6 protein-coding genes are annotated in these 16,719 nt (G+C 34.1%); all 6 read right to left on the bottom strand.

The window, feature by feature from the left end; all coding sequences use genetic code 11:
• Positions 1-775: 775 nt before the first annotated feature.
• The 6 genes from B6A10_RS09620 to B6A10_RS09595 all read right to left on the bottom strand — a co-directional run bounded on the left by B6A10_RS09620 (position 776) and on the right by B6A10_RS09595 (position 16,707).
• Positions 776-6,271, bottom strand: coding sequence for a glycosyl hydrolase (locus tag B6A10_RS09620; protein ID WP_188220711.1), 5,496 nt, complete (start codon positions 6,269-6,271; stop codon positions 776-778).
• Between the two features lie 410 nt (positions 6,272-6,681).
• Complete coding sequence (locus B6A10_RS09615; RefSeq protein ID WP_188220710.1) at positions 6,682-8,667, bottom strand: RagB/SusD family nutrient uptake outer membrane protein; 1,986 nt, start codon at positions 8,665-8,667, stop codon at positions 6,682-6,684.
• A 12-nt stretch (positions 8,668-8,679) separates the two neighbouring features.
• Positions 8,680-12,003 (bottom strand): SusC/RagA family TonB-linked outer membrane protein, encoded by a 3,324-nt coding sequence (locus tag B6A10_RS09610; RefSeq protein ID WP_188220709.1) that lies wholly within the window; start codon positions 12,001-12,003, stop codon positions 8,680-8,682.
• A gap of 520 nt (positions 12,004-12,523) precedes the next feature.
• Positions 12,524-14,191, bottom strand: a complete 1,668-nt coding sequence (locus B6A10_RS09605) for a S41 family peptidase (RefSeq protein ID WP_188220708.1) — start codon at positions 14,189-14,191, stop codon at positions 12,524-12,526.
• A gap of 94 nt (positions 14,192-14,285) precedes the next feature.
• Positions 14,286-15,443 (bottom strand): glycoside hydrolase family 88/105 protein, encoded by a 1,158-nt coding sequence (locus tag B6A10_RS09600; protein WP_202986210.1) that lies wholly within the window; start codon positions 15,441-15,443, stop codon positions 14,286-14,288.
• 25 nt (positions 15,444-15,468) lie between these two features.
• Positions 15,469-16,707 (bottom strand): DUF2264 domain-containing protein, encoded by a 1,239-nt coding sequence (locus tag B6A10_RS09595; protein ID WP_188220707.1) that lies wholly within the window; start codon positions 16,705-16,707, stop codon positions 15,469-15,471.
• Positions 16,708-16,719: the final 12 nt, after the last annotated feature.

The raw sequence follows: 16,719 nt of genomic DNA, 5'->3' as shown, positions 1-16,719 counted from the left end.
GTTAGTTAAATTGCTCTTATCTACTACTAACTAATTCAATTAGTGATTACAGATAATTTTTGTTTTTCTTAGAGACTTATTCCATAGATTAATAATTTTAGGTTAGTATATATTTTATGCTGAAAAATTTTCTAATAATTAATTAAAAAATAAATGTTTTTTAAACACTTATTTAAAAAAACGTAGCTATCCCTGATATTTTTTCAACAACAGGGAGTTACCTATAATTAAGTAATATTTAAAAACCATCCTAAATATTATTTCCCCGATTTATTTTGTTAAATGTTTTTTTTATACTTATCAAAAAAGGCGTACGCTTCTACTATTTATTTCAATTAATGAAGCTGAACATTATTAAGTAAAGATTTAAAATAAAACTCCCCTTACTCTTCTTTCAAAACCAATTCAGCAAATATTAACATATTATTCACATTACAAATCTAACAGAAGAGCAAATTCTACTAAGGGGGTAAATTAGCATTTACAAGGGGGTGAATTGGAATTTCAAACAAAAAACCCATTATTTTTTTACATTCAATAAAAAAATATTAAATAAAATCAATAATACCTATATTAATAACATGATTTTTACCACAATATAAACCAAAAAAAATATTAATGTTTTTTAAAAGCAAAACAGATATTTCTATTTTAACACAACTTTACAAGTTAATAAAGCTCTGTTAACAACAAAAAAGCAACATCCTTCATTTGATTTAAGTAAAAAAAACCGACTCAAGTTCTCACAAGAGTCGGTTTTAAAATATTGTCAGACTTATTTTTTAACAATATTCTTTACTGTAATTATATCTCCATTTGTAATTTTTAACAAATAATTCCCTGAAGGCAATCCTTCTAAAGACATAGCTGCTGAACTATTTTTCATATCCTGAGATCTCAACTTTACCCCCAGAACATTATATAATTCTAATTTAGCTCCCTTATGTAATTCGCTAAGACCAATATTTAATTCACTTACAGCCGGATTTGGATAAACTGTTACATTTTGATCTTCATTAGCAATTAAAGACTTATCGGCACTATTATTTCTGCGCGCTGAAGTTACAGTACAAGCCCCCAACTTATCACCATGATTTAAATGTGTTTGAACCGCACTAGAACTCACACAAATTTCCTGCCCGTTATGACAAACCATCACTTTATCACCTGAATTACCACACTGTACATTAACTTCATTAATCTCAATAGAAGCTGTGGTTTGACAACCTTTCGCATCCGTTACAGTTACCGTATAAGTCCCAGCAACTGATACCGATATACTTTGTGTATTTTGATTGTTATCCCAAGCATAAGTATATGGAGCTGTTCCACCAAAAGGAGTAGCTACCAGCTTAAGAGTTTGTGATCCGTAACCAACATAAATAGTATTACTCTCATCAACAATGGCATTAAGTGCATACACGTCAGGAATCGTCGCCTCTAATTGAACTGGATTAGTATCATCGCAATCATCATTGTTTAAAACATAACCTTCTGATTCCTCATTTTGAGGTAACAAAACTATTGTACTTGACCCCAAACCATCACGATCCTCATCTACATAAAATTTCTTATTAACTGTTAATTGTTGTTTAGCAGTAGCTGCCTGAGCATAGACATCGTTCCCGGCTTGTGAAGCAGTAATCTCAGCATAACCAGCACTTACAATATGAATTTGCCCATTAACAACAGTTGCTACTGCTTCATTAGAACTGCTATAAACAACAGCAAGACCTGAAGTAGCTGTGGCAGGAGAAAAATCAGCATCCCCCATTTCTTTTTGAGCAATAGAGTTTAAAATAATATTTTGACTCATTTTAGCACTTTCAACAATCTCTGCCACGCTTAATGCTCTGTTATAAATCTTAAACTCATCCAAAGAAGCATTTAAAAATGGATCCGCAGGCCATTGTGATTTAATCAAATAATTAGCCGTGGTTTTTCCAAGTCCCGAAGGCTTAAGCATAACTGTACCACTGGCTATTTCTACCCCATCGGCATAAATTTTACAAATATCTCCACTTTGAACTAAAGCCAGATATACCCATTGGTTCACTGGCAAGGTATAAGTTCCTAACACTTCAGCTGAACTTCCTCCGTAAGAAATTTTATACCTGATTTTATTTCCCCCATAATAAGGTATGAAAGCCATCCAACTTGACGTATCATAGCCAAAATCGAATATTCGGGTATTATTTGTTAATGCTTTTGTATTAACCCAGGTAGCAATAGTAAAATCATTCAGTCCTTCCATAATACCATCTTTAAGTTGAATATAAGAAGTTGAAGAGCCATCAAAATCAACTCCTGTTCCTGCCTTAGCGTTAGTCCAAGTTACTGTTTCAGCTAAAGTTCCATCAAAATTGCCCCACTGATCATGAGCATTTAAACCGGTATTTTCGCTAAAATCATAATAAGCATGTTGTCCCAAATTAGGTCTTGAAACAATTACATCTGATTCTTCCCCTTCTCCTTTTTCATTAAACGCAACAATCTTATAATAATAAGTAGTCCCGTTTAAAGCCGTTCCATCAATATAATTTTCCGAATCTGCTGTTCCAATAGTTGTAAACGGCCCGGATTCAGAAGTAGCACGTTTTACATAAAACTGGGCATCATACATTTTGTCCCATTCTAATTTCACATTAGCATCACCGGAAGCCAAAACAAAATTTGAAACTTTATCAGGAATAACAAAGTCCGGTGTATTTATAAGAAGTGAAGCCGACTTAGCGCTTTCTCCTCCGGAATTTAAAGCCGTTACAGCATAATAGTATGGCGTATTTTTAGTCAATCCTGTATCCTGAAAACTGGTTGCAGTTAGATAAGGAGCAATTACTTCATAAGTTCCATCGACACTAGTTGCTCTCATAACGTTATAAGACTCAGCTCTGTCAACAGCCGGCCAACTTAAATTGATAATTGAAGTAGCTATTGCTTCTCCGGTTAAACCAATAGGAGCATCCGGAGTAACTGCCTGAGTAAACGTAATTACATTTGAATAAGCTGTTTCGGCATTATCTTTACCTATTACTTTCATTCTGTATTCCGCCTTAGAATGCACTGTATCATTAATGCTAAGAGTACCATAATTATCAGAATCGTAAAACACAGAAAAATCCACCTCCCCTTCTAATCTTCGCTCTAAAACATACTTATTAACCAAATCCTGATTAATCCCAGTCCAGTTAATTGAAATGTTTTTATAATCCGATAACATTTTATAACTTAAGGTTTCCGCCAAAGGTTTCCATACACTTACAAACTCTCTGGCTGGAGTATAGGCTTTCTTAGAAGCATTTTTAGCATAATATTCACCCGCAGGCGTTAAAACAGTATACGAACTTGCCGATGTTGAAATTACCGGTGCTGTTTGCAACCAGGCATAAGTAGCCCAGTTAGGGTTTCTGGTTTTAAAAGCATCGTCAATAGTTACATACATTGCTCGGGCATCCTGTACCCAATTATATATTGAATAACGCTCCACATAATCAGCACTTTCCAACACATTTAATACCGCTACTAAATCATTTTTATGTTTGGCTGCATTAGCATCGGTAAGCATCGTAGGCGCATCAGGAAAAGAATTTCCTGTCCAATTGGCTCCTATATTCCACTCTGTAATCCAAATTGGTCTTTTATACTTATTATAAATATATAATAAATCATTTGCCCATTGTGTGGCCGTTTTATACCAATAACAGTGAAGTACCACATAATCTACACGATAATTGCGTTTTTCTGCCTCGGTCATGAAACTGGCCATCCAAGGATTAAAAGGATCAGAAGTAACCGGTGAACCTAATCGTAAACCCGATTGCATCAATCCAGGCCAACCACCAATAGCCTGATCAACGGTCATATTGGACTGATCCGGACGATCAGGTTCATTGTAACCTAAAAAATGAGTATAACCTTCTTTAGTATTTGCAGGTCCAAAATCCGGCCAATAAAGCGTTTGACGAATAGGCACGTATTCGATATTAGGCGATGTAGTACCCCCCGTATTCCAATTATAATACCAGGAAATATTAGAAGCTTCCTGTGCTTCCTGACCTCCTCCGGCCAATCCTTTTTTAGTAACCTCATTCCATCTCATCGTTCTGATAAAAGAAACCGTACCGTTTAAATAAGCAGGTAAAACCGGCACTAACAAATCCTGACTTTCCGCTATATAAACCCTGCTATAACCTGTTCCGTTAGAATTGGATGCAAAAGTTGCCATATAGCCTTTCTTTAACTTGAACGATTTTATATTGTTATCAAACGAACCCAAATTAGTATAAGGAGTAACTATCTTATATGTTTTGCTGTCTCCACCATAATTTTCTCCCGAAAACACTTCCAAAGGCTCATAATCTGCTGAATGAGGAACAACTACCGTTCCGTTTCCATAAGTTGTAACAAATACATTCGCATTGTTACTAACAGGAGTCCCATCTATGGATAGTAAGCTTAAATACGAACTAATAACTTCGGATGGTCTGACATTTTCAAAATACACACGGGCATCGGTGGAATTCAAATCTACCGTTGAATTAATCAACGGATTGTATGCATTATTTAAATACAATGAAGCCGATGATTTTAAAACCATTTTTGTTTTAGACAATGCGCCAACATTTAAGTTTGTTGTAGCTTCTAAACTTTGCGATGAAGAATCTGTAATCTTTTCAGGAGCATAGGCAGCATTTTCATAAGTCACAGAACTCACGACCATATCTACAGCCCCAACAGCGTAATTTTTCCCAATTACAATCTTTGAAACTTGTTCTAATGCTACTTTTAAATCTCCTATTCCAAAAAGAGCCTTATCGCCAGTTATAGTAACATAATAAGTCCCTGCATTTTGAGACTGGAAAGACAAATCGCCTTTTCTTAGTTTATTGATAGCTCCTGAAGTAAAAATTTTCGAAGCAAGAACAGCTCCCGTAGCATCTGTGATGGTTACTTTCATTTTATCATTAGGAGCTCCATTTGAAATGTAATCATAAATCCATGAAAACTGATAATCCCTGGAAGCTTCTAACTGTACCGGAAAAGAATAGTTTGAATTTTCAACAGTAGTATTATCCCATCTTATATACATTAATCTTCCTAAATAAATAGCCCCATCTGTTTCAAAAGTATGTCCCGAAGTTACATCCATATACCTCACACCACTTGTGGAATTGGCAGTATTAAAAATAGTAGGATCACTTGAATTAAGCCAACCATAATCGGATGGTTTTCCAACGTTATTTTCGGCCAAACCGGCCCAGTTATTGATTAAATTAGTTGATTTAAGTTTGAGATTAGCAATAGCGAAAAGAGCATAATCACCCGTTATAGTCAAATAATAAGTTCCTTCTACCTGAGACACAAAGGTAAAATCACCTTTTCTTAATTTATTGGCACTACCGGTAACAAATGTTTTTGAAGTTATTGCACCCGTACCATTAGCAGCAGCTGAAATGGAAACATTCATTTTAACACCAGCAGAAGCATTAGATATATATTCATACAACCATGAAAATTCATACTGCAAGCCTTTTTCCAGTTTTATTGGGTAACTGTAAGTAGATGAAGAATAGGCGCTACCATCCCAACGGATATACATTATACGCCCTTTATAAACTGTACCATCTGACTCATAAGTATGTCCCGAAGTAACATCTATATATCTGACACCACTTGTGGAATTAGCAGTATTCCAAGGCAGACTGGTATAGGTATTAGCCCAGCCATAATCAGTAGGCTTTCCCGAATTATTCCCAACAATTCCAGCCCATTTTCCCAATAAATTATCCGTTCCGTATACAATTGGTTGAGTACCCACATTAGGATCCGTTACAAGATCAAGTGTTTTGGATGTTAAATAATATCCATCCTGATAAATATGAGCTACTCCGTCTTTTACGGCATATCTAAAGGTCTGTTCTTGTCCGTTATCAACCGAAGTACTCAGATTACTAATTAAAGGCAAATTGGTTGTATTATTAAAAGTAGTTTTGTCTAATGATGTTCTTACTCCAAGCCCCGAAGCATTTTTTAGCTCTACATCCAAACCTCTTCCCTGAGCTGCATTTATTTTGGCTTTGACCTCTAAGGTAAATTCATTTGGATTAGACAACGGAAATAATAGAACATCTGAATTTGTACTATCATTAAAAGTTTTTGTACCGCTCAAAGTCGAAGAAAGACTTGTTTTGACTGGTAAATTAGGAATTTGTGCATAAATTTTAAATGCACTTGATAATAAGAATAATATAAAAAAGTATTGGTTTTTCATATAATATTTTTTTTTAATTCATCTTTAAACCTTCTGCTTGCTTACATCCCAGCAATTCAAAAAAAAATTCCAAAGTATTACATACCACAATAAAACACTCAAAAACAACAACATAAAACTTTTCTCTCTTCATTCATGTAATATATAGGCGCAAGAATAGAGAAGAAAACACAAATGTGCTTTCTTCTCATTTAATCCCTACAAAAAATTATTAACTTATGTATTCTGAAACGAAGTCCTCTCTTCTATTTTATTTTTATAACTAAAAAGAAGAACAATTTTGTAATCAACACTATTGTTTAATAGACTTATATACCTTATCGATTTTATTTTTTTGTTATTTTTTTAATCGATTAAGTAAAATTTAAAATTAAAACAATAGTTGTACATCAACTGGTAGGGTGAAATTATTATTCTGTTTTATCTTCATCAGCAACAGCATCTTCCCAGTTTTCCCAAACTTTAACATTCGCATCATAACCATCATAACCAAAGTTTTGACTTAATTTCCCTTTAATATTTGCTGTTATAGCGCTATTAGGAATAGGCCAAAACGCATTACGTTTGTCCATTGTATATTTTTTTGTACCATTAGGCACCACAATCCCATTAGGATATTTGTTATAAAGTGTATAGTGCACTATTCGTTGCCACCAGTAACTACCTCCTGCATTATCAGTCCCCGCTTGTTTATCCCAATTACTTAAACTATAGGTATTCCCCCATTCATCAGGTTTCCCACTTATAGCTAAACAGTGAGAAACTCGCTTTAACTCCACATTTCTCCATTCTTCCAGATAGAGTTCTCTCCCTCTTTCAGCACAAATATCACCAATAGTCACAGTACTATACAATTGAGAAGCACCAGCTCTTTGACGAATCACATTTACATCCTGAGTAGCCCCTACAACATTCCCTTGATAAAAACGTGCTTCAGCACGTAATAAATACGTTTCAGCCAAACGGTACAAATACATATGAGCTACACTTCCGGTAGTAGCACCCTGAAAATCAGTCGAACTTGGATTCGCTTCCTGTACAACATCATGCAAATAAATTTTATACAAAGGAAAATCAAAATAATCGCGAATGGTGTCTTTTGCTAACAAGGTTGTCCCTTCTTTTATTCTAAAATTTTGACCAAAATAAGTAGACGACTTATCATTATATTTTAAATTTTCCATATTTACCCAATTCCCCACGGTACTGTTATGTCTCAAATCCTGCTTATCTTCAACACCATTTACTACCCACATAGGAACTTGTGAATAATAAGAAGCACTAATGGTAGCAATACCTCGTCCAAATGCCTTATTATAATCATACAACGGATTGTAATTAGCATTATTAGAAGCAATACGCAAACCTGCCTGTTTACCATCCGGAGTTCTTAGATTCCCTGAAGCCCAAAGCGGTCCAAAAATACGCATTGAAGCAAAGCCTAAAAACGACTGCGCTCCGCTATTAGGCATAATCATAATAGCCTCTTTATTAGCAGCAATAACTTTATTTTGAGGTCTATGTAAATCCCAAATTACATTTCTGGTAATAGGCCATGTCTCAGGTTTACCTCCCGGATCAAAAGTTCCAAAAGAATTCTGCATCAATGAATAACCTGATTGATTAATTAAGATATCCGCTTGCGCCTCGGCTTCTGCAAATCTACCAGATGCTAAATAGCATTTGATTAACAACTGACGACATGCCCCCTTATTAACCAATCCATAATATGGTAATGCTGATTGTTCCGGAACCCATTCTACCGCTTTTTCCATGTCGGCTGTTATCATTTCAATGATAGCCTCCTTTTTAGTAGAATAATAATTTTGCTTTGGAACTGATAAAATTTTAGTAATTAAAGGAATATCTCCAAACTGATATACCAGATTTAAATAACGGTAAGCCCTATGAAAATAAGCTTGTCCTATATACTTATTCTTAACTGCTTCTGACAAATTCTGAACTTTATCTATATATGTTAATACAGTATTAGCATATTTAATTCCATTATAGCCTTCATCCCAATAATAACCTAAATAAATTCCGTCATTGGTTCCTGTAGCAAAAGAACCAGTAGGAACAATAATATTCGCATAATCTGCAGCTGTTGTACTGGCATCCGTTTTTCCATATTTAGCCATATCAGAAAAAACATACTCTGTGCCAATTGGGACACTATTATTTGCATAATTATAGTGAATATAATTCCCTCTTAAAGCTCTGTCTGCAATAGCTAAAGTAGCTTGTAAACCAGACTCCGTAGAGAAAGTGGTTCCTGGTTCATAAAAAGAAAGTGGATCGGGTTCCAAAAAATCTTTGGAACATGAAGTTAACAAAGTTCCCAAAACAACCAAAGGAACTAGTTTCGTTATTTTATTTTTTATATATTGATTCATGACGATAAATTATTAAAGCGTTAAGTTAAAACCTAAATTAAACATTCGCGTAGCTAAACCTCCTGTTTCGGGATCTCCAAAATACTTCCAGTTCTTATCAGCTGACCAAGTGGCTACATTACGAATAGAACCATAAATTTTTACAGTTTTCATTTTTAAACGATCTGTAAACTCTTTAGGAAATGTATAGGCTATAGAAATTTGATCTAAACGAATAAAACTTCGGTTATACAATTTGTTAGTTCCAGCCCCAGCTGGCCCTCTGGCATCCAAACGCGCCCAATCATTAGTCGGATTATCAATTGTCCAATAAGGATTTACAAATGGATTATAATTATTGGTATATAAACTTCCTGAATTATAATTATTCATATAATTCCCATCCAATGATTTGTGTCCCATGTAAGAATACATATTAATAGCTACATCCCAATTTTTATAAATCTTGAATTCATTTCTTAATGACCAGTTAATAGGAGGAGCAGTCTGACCTAAGAAAACTTTATCTTTATCATTATAAGTAGGTTTGCCATTCACATCATCAGCTGTATAATTATTAGCTACTTTCGGGTCACCAGGACGTTGCCCATAAACAGCAGCTTCTGCAGCTTCATCTTTTTGCCAAATTCCAATAACCTGATAATCCCAAATTTCAGAAATAGATTTACCTATAAACCACCCGTTACTTTTATCATCTGATTCTTTTTGTCCAATAACATTCCCTTCTTCATCCAATATAGCTTCCATATTTCCGTACAATTTTTTTATTTTATTTTTATTGTATGAAAACGCAGCTGTTGTACGCCATTCAAAATTTGGTTGATTAATATTAGTTGAACTAATGCTCAACTCCAAACCTTTATTCTCAACTTCTCCAAGATTGGTAGCTATAGATCCAAAACCTGAAAAACCAGGTAAACGTTGACTCATAATCATATCATGAGTAGCTGACTTATATATGTCAATAGCTCCTGTTATTCTATCATTTAAGAATCCAAAATCTAATCCAATATTATTCGATGTTGTTTTCTCCCATTGTAAATTAGGATTTGCTAATCTATCTATTGCTAAATATTTAACATCAACTATATTCCCTGAAGAATCAACATATCCCATTGTTGCTCCTGTTCCTGAGCCTAAATTAGCTAAAGAAATATAAGGATCAGCTAATGATCTATTTCCATTTTTACCCCATGACAAACGTAATTTCCCACTACTCATTGCTCCCCATTTGAACCAATTTTCTTTAGTAAAATTCCAAGCTACGGCCACAGAAGGAAAAGTAGCATAGGGATTAGAAGCCCCAAAAGCTGAATATCCATCACGACGAACTGTACCGGTAATCATATAACGATTATCAAAAGAATAAAACAATCTTGCCATTAAAGCATCTGCTGTTTGATGGGTATCAGAAGTTGAAAACGAACTATTAGCAAGAGTTGCATTAGATGTATTATGGAATCCCAATGCATCTGAAGGTTGAATATTACGGGCATTTATTTCATCAAACCAGGAACGACGTTCCTCAACCTCCTGCACAAAAGTAGCTATAACATGATGTTTTTTATTAAATGTATAATCCCAAGTAATGTTATTATTCATATTCCAATCAAAATTTTTACCATTATCCCTATCTACTCCAATATTAGCTGGATTCAAACCAACATTTCCGGCTGATTGAAAAAAACGGTTATGATAAAACTGATAACGTGGCGAAATGTTGAAAGAATAGGTTACTCCCAATGGCAAACTTACTTTAGCATTAAAAATGGTATTGAAAATAGTATAACCACGTTCTAATTCCTGAAATTGACGATCATAATAATAATTATAACCTCCAATTGTGGAACCCATTGGCTGTCTTTCATAATTACCGTTTTCATCTTTAAAAACTGAATAAGGACTATTACGCATCATATTGGCGTCCCAATAATTCGTACCGGTACCTACGCTAATATCACCATCAGTACGATCCTGAAAATTGACATTCCCACCAAATTCAAGCCAATCAGTAACTTTACCATTAAGTTTCATATTAGCACGAACTGCCGAATAATCATTCCCTTTTATAGCCCCTTCTGCATCTAAATATCCTAAAGACATATAGTAATTTACCTTATCACTTGCCCCAGAAATATTTACATTATAATCACGATTAATACCGGTTCTAAACGTACTATCATACCAATCATGAGTTTTTCCTGCAACAAAATTATCTAACAACAGTCCATTTTGAATACCTAAACGAAGTCCCCAAACTTCAGCTAAACTTTTACCCTGAGTTTGAGATGTTGGCTGATAAGCTAACCATTGTTCCTGAGTAATTCCATATTTACTCAAATCATTCGGATTAGAAAAATACCCCACTTGACCTGCCTGAGCGGCAACATAAGCTTCATATTGACCTGTTGCAGAATTAACACCATACGTTTTAGCAGTCTCCCAATCTTCACGGTATTTATTATAGCCTTCTGGTGAATACACATCCCGATAAGCACTTTTAGTGTTTGCCGTAATATTAGAAGTAACACTAATAAGAGTCTTACCTGATTTTCCTTTTTTAGTTGTAATAATGATAACTCCTGCCGCAGCCTTAGATCCATAAACGGCAGTAGCTGAAGCATCTTTTAAAATATCGATTTGACCAATATCCTGAGGATTAATTTCAGAAAGTTCTCCATAAAACTGCATCCCATCCAAAATAATTAAGGGGGAATTATGTCCTCCACCTGTATACACCGATGTTTGACCACGAACCTGTAAAGATCCTCCTCCTTTCGCATCAGAAGAATATCCTACTTGTAGTCCAGGAACTCCTCTCAGGACATCCTGAACTGTTTGCGGATTTTGATTGGCCAAATTATCCGGTTTCACCTGAACTACCGAGCCTGTTAAATCGGTTTTCTTCATTTTTCCGTAACCCACTACCACAACCTCTTCTAATGAAGCGGCATCATTTTGTAATTTAACATTAATTGTACTTTTATCTTTTACAGCGACTTCCATTGTTTGATAACCTATAAAAGAAATGGACAAAACAGAATTTGATTCTACCTTCAAAGTAAACCTACCATCAAAATCGGTCACTGTACTTATCTTAGTTCCTTTTATCAATACTGTAGCTCCGGGAAGAGGCATCCCGTTTTCGTCATTAACCTGACCGCTAATACTTTTTTGTTGTTGTACCGTTTGAATTTCATTTCCATTTCCATAATCAATTGTGTATGCCTGTACCTGAGATAAAGAAGCTAAAACACAAAACAACGTCAGCTTTTTTCTCAAATCAAATCTTGATACTCGATTAGGAAATTTTCCAATCCTGATAAAATTTGTCATGTTTGGTTGTAATTTTTGGTTAATTAATAATTTGTTAGTTTGCAAACTGTCGTAATATTCAATAAAAAATAAGCTTAAAGTTTTATTTAAATTTTCTTTAAGAAATTCTTATTCGGTATTAACAAATAATTCACATTACAAATCTATTGGAACAGCTAAAAACAAAAGGGGGGAATTTCAAGATTAAAACAGGGACAAATCAGTAATAAACGAATAAAACAGACCTATTTTTACATACCTATCAAAAAATTAATACAAAAAAAATATTATAAATAATTAATAAGCTTCTTCAACAAGAAACAAAAAAACTCCAAAACCAACTAATAAAAAAATCGATCTCACTTCAAATAAAGCGAGACCGATTTTTTTGGTTCTAAAAAGCTAATTCAATTAATTTACAAATCTGCACATCTCAGAAGCGGCTAATAAAAAAGCACCAACTCCAAAATCAGCCGTAGAATTTTTATCAAGCAATCACTTTTTCATAAATTAAGTTACAAATTAATTACACTAAATATTCTTATTTTTTTATTAATTCAATCCCTTTAAGAATATATTGATCCTCAGTGAAATTTGAAGTGGTTTCTTTAACATAGTGATCTATTTTCAATCCTTTTCTTTGAACTCCTGTTCCATCTGGATAAAATGCCCCCATAGTAGTGAATCGAAATTCTGTCCCATCAGGTAGTTTAAAAATGGCAATATTCATTACAGAACCAGCTGTGTTTTCACCTACAGTTATACAAGTAGGAGATGCTTGAATAGCCATTCCAATATACTCAGCCTTACTTTGAGTGGTATGATCTACTAATAAAACAATCTTTTTATTATAGTATTTTGAGTTTTTACCACCACTTTTAAAAGGATCTATGATAATACTAATTGAAGGCTTACTAAAGCTTGCCAATGAAGGTCTATTTCCTAATGGCGATAGAACCTTAATAAATTCTTCCCTATCTGGATAAGTGTATTTTGTAATATCATCTCCTGAAATATTTTTAGGATAATTTCTTAAATCTATTATAATTCCATTTGTGTTAGAAAATGCTTCAAAAGCTTTTGTAATATCTTCTTTAGAAATTGTTTTTAAATTTATATAGCCAATATTATCATCAATAAGTTGCCATTCCTTTTCAATTTGGAAAAATGGTAAAGAGGAATAGTCCTTGTCAGTAAATGTTTTATAAAGATGAATATATTTTGTCGTGATATAATTTTCTCTTTTTATTTTCACCTTAATACTATCTTTGGTATTTCGCATTAGCCATCTGTTGGCCCACTTTTTTAAATAAGAATCATTTGAAGAAGAAAACTTTGCCCCTATCTTTTGCTTCTGAAATGATTTAATGTCCATACCATTAACTTCCACTATCAAATCCCCTAATTTCAAATCATCTTTTTTTCCTAATTTATTTAATATGCCAGTAATTACTAAAGTGTCATTGACAATCTTGATTTCAAATGGCGGCTTAAATTTTAATAGAGAATCTGAAACCGGTTTGGCAAAATAATAGGAATGAGAATCATTTAGAGATACAATTAATTTAGTTTTTGCCAGCTCGTACTCAAGATTTGTCTTGGCGTTTGAAAAATCATCCACAAAATATTCTAACTGACTAAACCAGTTTTTGTCCATCAAATATTTATTTACATAATAATATTGGATGACGTTCCAAAAACTGAATAACTCTAATAGCCTATGACTTTTTATTTTATAGTCAAATGCTTTAAATCCTTTCTCATTTTCGAAAGTCGGGATTCCACTTTTTGAAGTGTAATAGCTACCTATACTTGTATTGTTTTCTAATTTTTTTAACTTGATATAAAGTTCTTTATTGCCCGAATACTGTTCTATCCACTTATAATCAAAATTTTTTGTGAATACATTATCCATATTAGTATCAGTCTTTATTTTGCTTTCTTCGACTGATACAACAAAATTTAATAAAAAAGAATCAAGATTTGTTTGTGTCTGTACTCCTTCTAGCTTGTCAACATTTTCAACGAAAATTTCGTCCCAATTGTAATTTCCTTTGCTTACTTCAGAATGATGGTACTTTAGAAGTCCCCATACCAAACCAAATTGTTTGTATTTTTCGACGTTACTAAGCACCGTTTTCTCATGAGATATCATTTGAAAAATATCAAAAAAACAAAATATAATTACTAAGATTAATTTTCTATTCATAAAAATGTATTTTTTAAAATTTAAAACAATCTAAACTCAATAGAGTTGATTATTAAAAACAGTAGATAAAATGATAATTTTCAAATCATAAACTTTATTTCACAAAACGATACATCTCTGATGCTGCTAATAAAAAAGCACCAACTCCAAAATCAGCCGTAGAATTTTTATCGACTACTTGACCCGGAATGGCTTTTTCGCCAATAGGCTGCACATAACCCAAAGCTCCATTTTCCTGAAGCGCAAAGTGTGTTAAATAATTCCATGATTTTTCAACCACAGGCAAATAAGTCATTTTATCTAAAATTCCATTGTTAATTCCCCACAAATAGCCGTAAGTAAAAAAGGCTGTTCCACTGGTTTCCGGTCCTGGCGCATGTTCCGGATCTAAAATACTTCGGGTCCAATAACCCTCTTTTTGTTGGGCAGCGGCTAAAGATTTAGCCATAGCTTTAAATCGGTTAATATATTCCTCTCTATGTTTTGCGTTTTTTGGCAAATCGGGAATAATTTTAGCATAAGCCGCAAAAATCCATCCGTCTCCTCGTGCCCAAAAATCCTTCTTCCCATTCGCACTTTTATGTTTTGGATAAATATACTTTGCATCTCTGAAATACAACTTCGCCTCATCATCATACATAATAGAATTAGCATAAGTCAAATACTCATGCAATTTCTCCAAATACAATTCGTTTCCGGTTACTTTATACAACTTCGTCATCACCGGCATTACCATATACAAGCCATCTACCCACCACCAATAATCGTTGGCCGCAGTACTCATCTGATATTCCATTACTTCGCGCGCGCGGGCAATTTTAGAAGCATCCTTTTTTCCGGTGAAATTGTATAAATCAATATAAGTTTGAAAACAAATTTGCCAATCGCCAAACAACACATGTTTATCATTTTCTCCATAATTGTACTTCCACTCTGCTTTATTAGTCGATTTAGCACCCATCCATTGATTCTTTTCAGCCCAAGCCAAAGAATAATCCAAGTATTTTTTGTTTTTGGTTACTTTATAGGCTTCCATATTCCCGGTATGATAAGCCGCCACATTCCAAAACGCATTCCCTAAATCCGGGTGATTATTTTGCCAATGACCGTTTACTTTATCAATAATCGCAATCACTTCTTTTTTAGTTTCTTTTATGGCAGTTTTCTGTTGCACAGCACCACTTTTGCAACTAGCCGTCAGCAAAAATATCGCCATTAATGTTATGAAAAATGAGTTCTTTAAATTCATCATTATAATTTATTTAGTTTAGTGTTAATTATTTAGAGGCATGATCGATTGGAATACTTATCCCTGACCAAATTTTCTTTTGGGTCCAAGGTTGGTAGTCATCTGTCCAAAAGGAATCAGTAGTTGGCAAACCCAAAACCAAAAAAGCTTCCGAACACAAATACAAACTTCCGGTTGAGATATAGCCTTCCCCAATATTAGGCTGATGTCCAAACAAGCCTATTTGAAGCCAACCCTTCTTATCAAAAGTTTCCGGAGCATTTATCTGACGATAAATCATAGCATATAAAGCCGAACGAACCTGTGCAGGTGTAATTTCTTTAGGCAATTCTTTCCAAAGTGCAATTTGAGACAACAACTGAAAAGCTCCGAAACGATAGGCTAATGATCTTCCAATTGGCGGATAAGTTCCATCAGCTGAAATCAATCGCTCCTGAATAGCGGCATAACGTTTTGCTCTATTTAGCTCTTTTAGATAGGTGTCTTTATAAGCAGCCTCTTTTTCAACTAATGTTTTATAAATATCCAGCTGCATTGGATGAATCACAAAACTATTGTAGTAATCCCAGTGAAAATCAGGTCCATCACCATAAGTACCGTCGCCTAAATACCATTTTTTATGCTCTTCTAAACCGTAACTCAATCGTTTTTGATCTTCTTCTTTATCAAATTTTGCTATTGCTGTTTCAACCATACTGGCAAAAAGCAACCAATTAGAATGATAAGGCTCTATTACCCTGGAAGACTTCAATGCCTTGATTACATTTTCTTTAGTTACTTTATCTAGCGGTTCCCAAAGTTGTTTGGGTGCACGAAGTAAAGCCTGAGCAAAAAAAGCAGCATCTACTAAAGGCTGTTTATCTTTAACAAAATTCATAAAATCGGGAGAAGCAGGATTGGTCGCATTATGAATACATTTTTGAGCCAAAACAATGTATTTTGTTCTTAATTTCCCTTCAGGAGTTTCATCCGGACCAAGCTCTAGCCAAGGTGCCATTCCCGACAACAAGCGCCCAAAAGCTTCTAAATAAGTCACATGTTTTCTATCGTCCCAAGCCCCGGGTGATCTTTCTACCGGCATTTGCTGTCTTAACTGATTATTACTCAAAGCCACCAAAACAGGATCTCCAATTTTCACTAATGAAGACACAAAAAATTTACGAACTTTTTCAGGAGCATCTTTTTCTATCTTTTTAGACTGCGAAAACAAATATTGCCCGGATAGACCAAGAATTACCAAAAGAACTTTAATGAAATATTTTCTCATTTTTAAAATTTT

It is taken from the genome of Flavobacterium pokkalii, assembly GCF_014596575.1.
GTDB lineage: Bacteria > Bacteroidota > Bacteroidia > Flavobacteriales > Flavobacteriaceae > Flavobacterium > Flavobacterium pokkalii.
The sequence above is the reverse complement of the archived record's forward strand: the minus strand, read 5'-3'. Positions and strand labels throughout refer to the sequence as shown.

What these genes read in the sequence shown, in the direction of transcription:
- B6A10_RS09605 (WP_188220708.1), bottom strand. Translation starts at nt 14,191, where the DNA reads ATGAATAGAAAATTAATCTTAGTAATTATATTTTGTTTTTTTGATATT.
- B6A10_RS09620 (WP_188220711.1), bottom strand. Translation starts at nt 6,271, where the DNA reads ATGAAAAACCAATACTTTTTTATATTATTCTTATTATCAAGTGCATTT.
- B6A10_RS09610 (WP_188220709.1), bottom strand. Translation starts at nt 12,003, where the DNA reads ATGACAAATTTTATCAGGATTGGAAAATTTCCTAATCGAGTATCAAGA.
- B6A10_RS09615 (WP_188220710.1), bottom strand. Translation starts at nt 8,667, where the DNA reads ATGAATCAATATATAAAAAATAAAATAACGAAACTAGTTCCTTTGGTT.
- B6A10_RS09595 (WP_188220707.1), bottom strand. Translation starts at nt 16,707, where the DNA reads ATGAGAAAATATTTCATTAAAGTTCTTTTGGTAATTCTTGGTCTATCC.
- B6A10_RS09600 (WP_202986210.1), bottom strand. Translation starts at nt 15,443, where the DNA reads ATGATGAATTTAAAGAACTCATTTTTCATAACATTAATGGCGATATTT.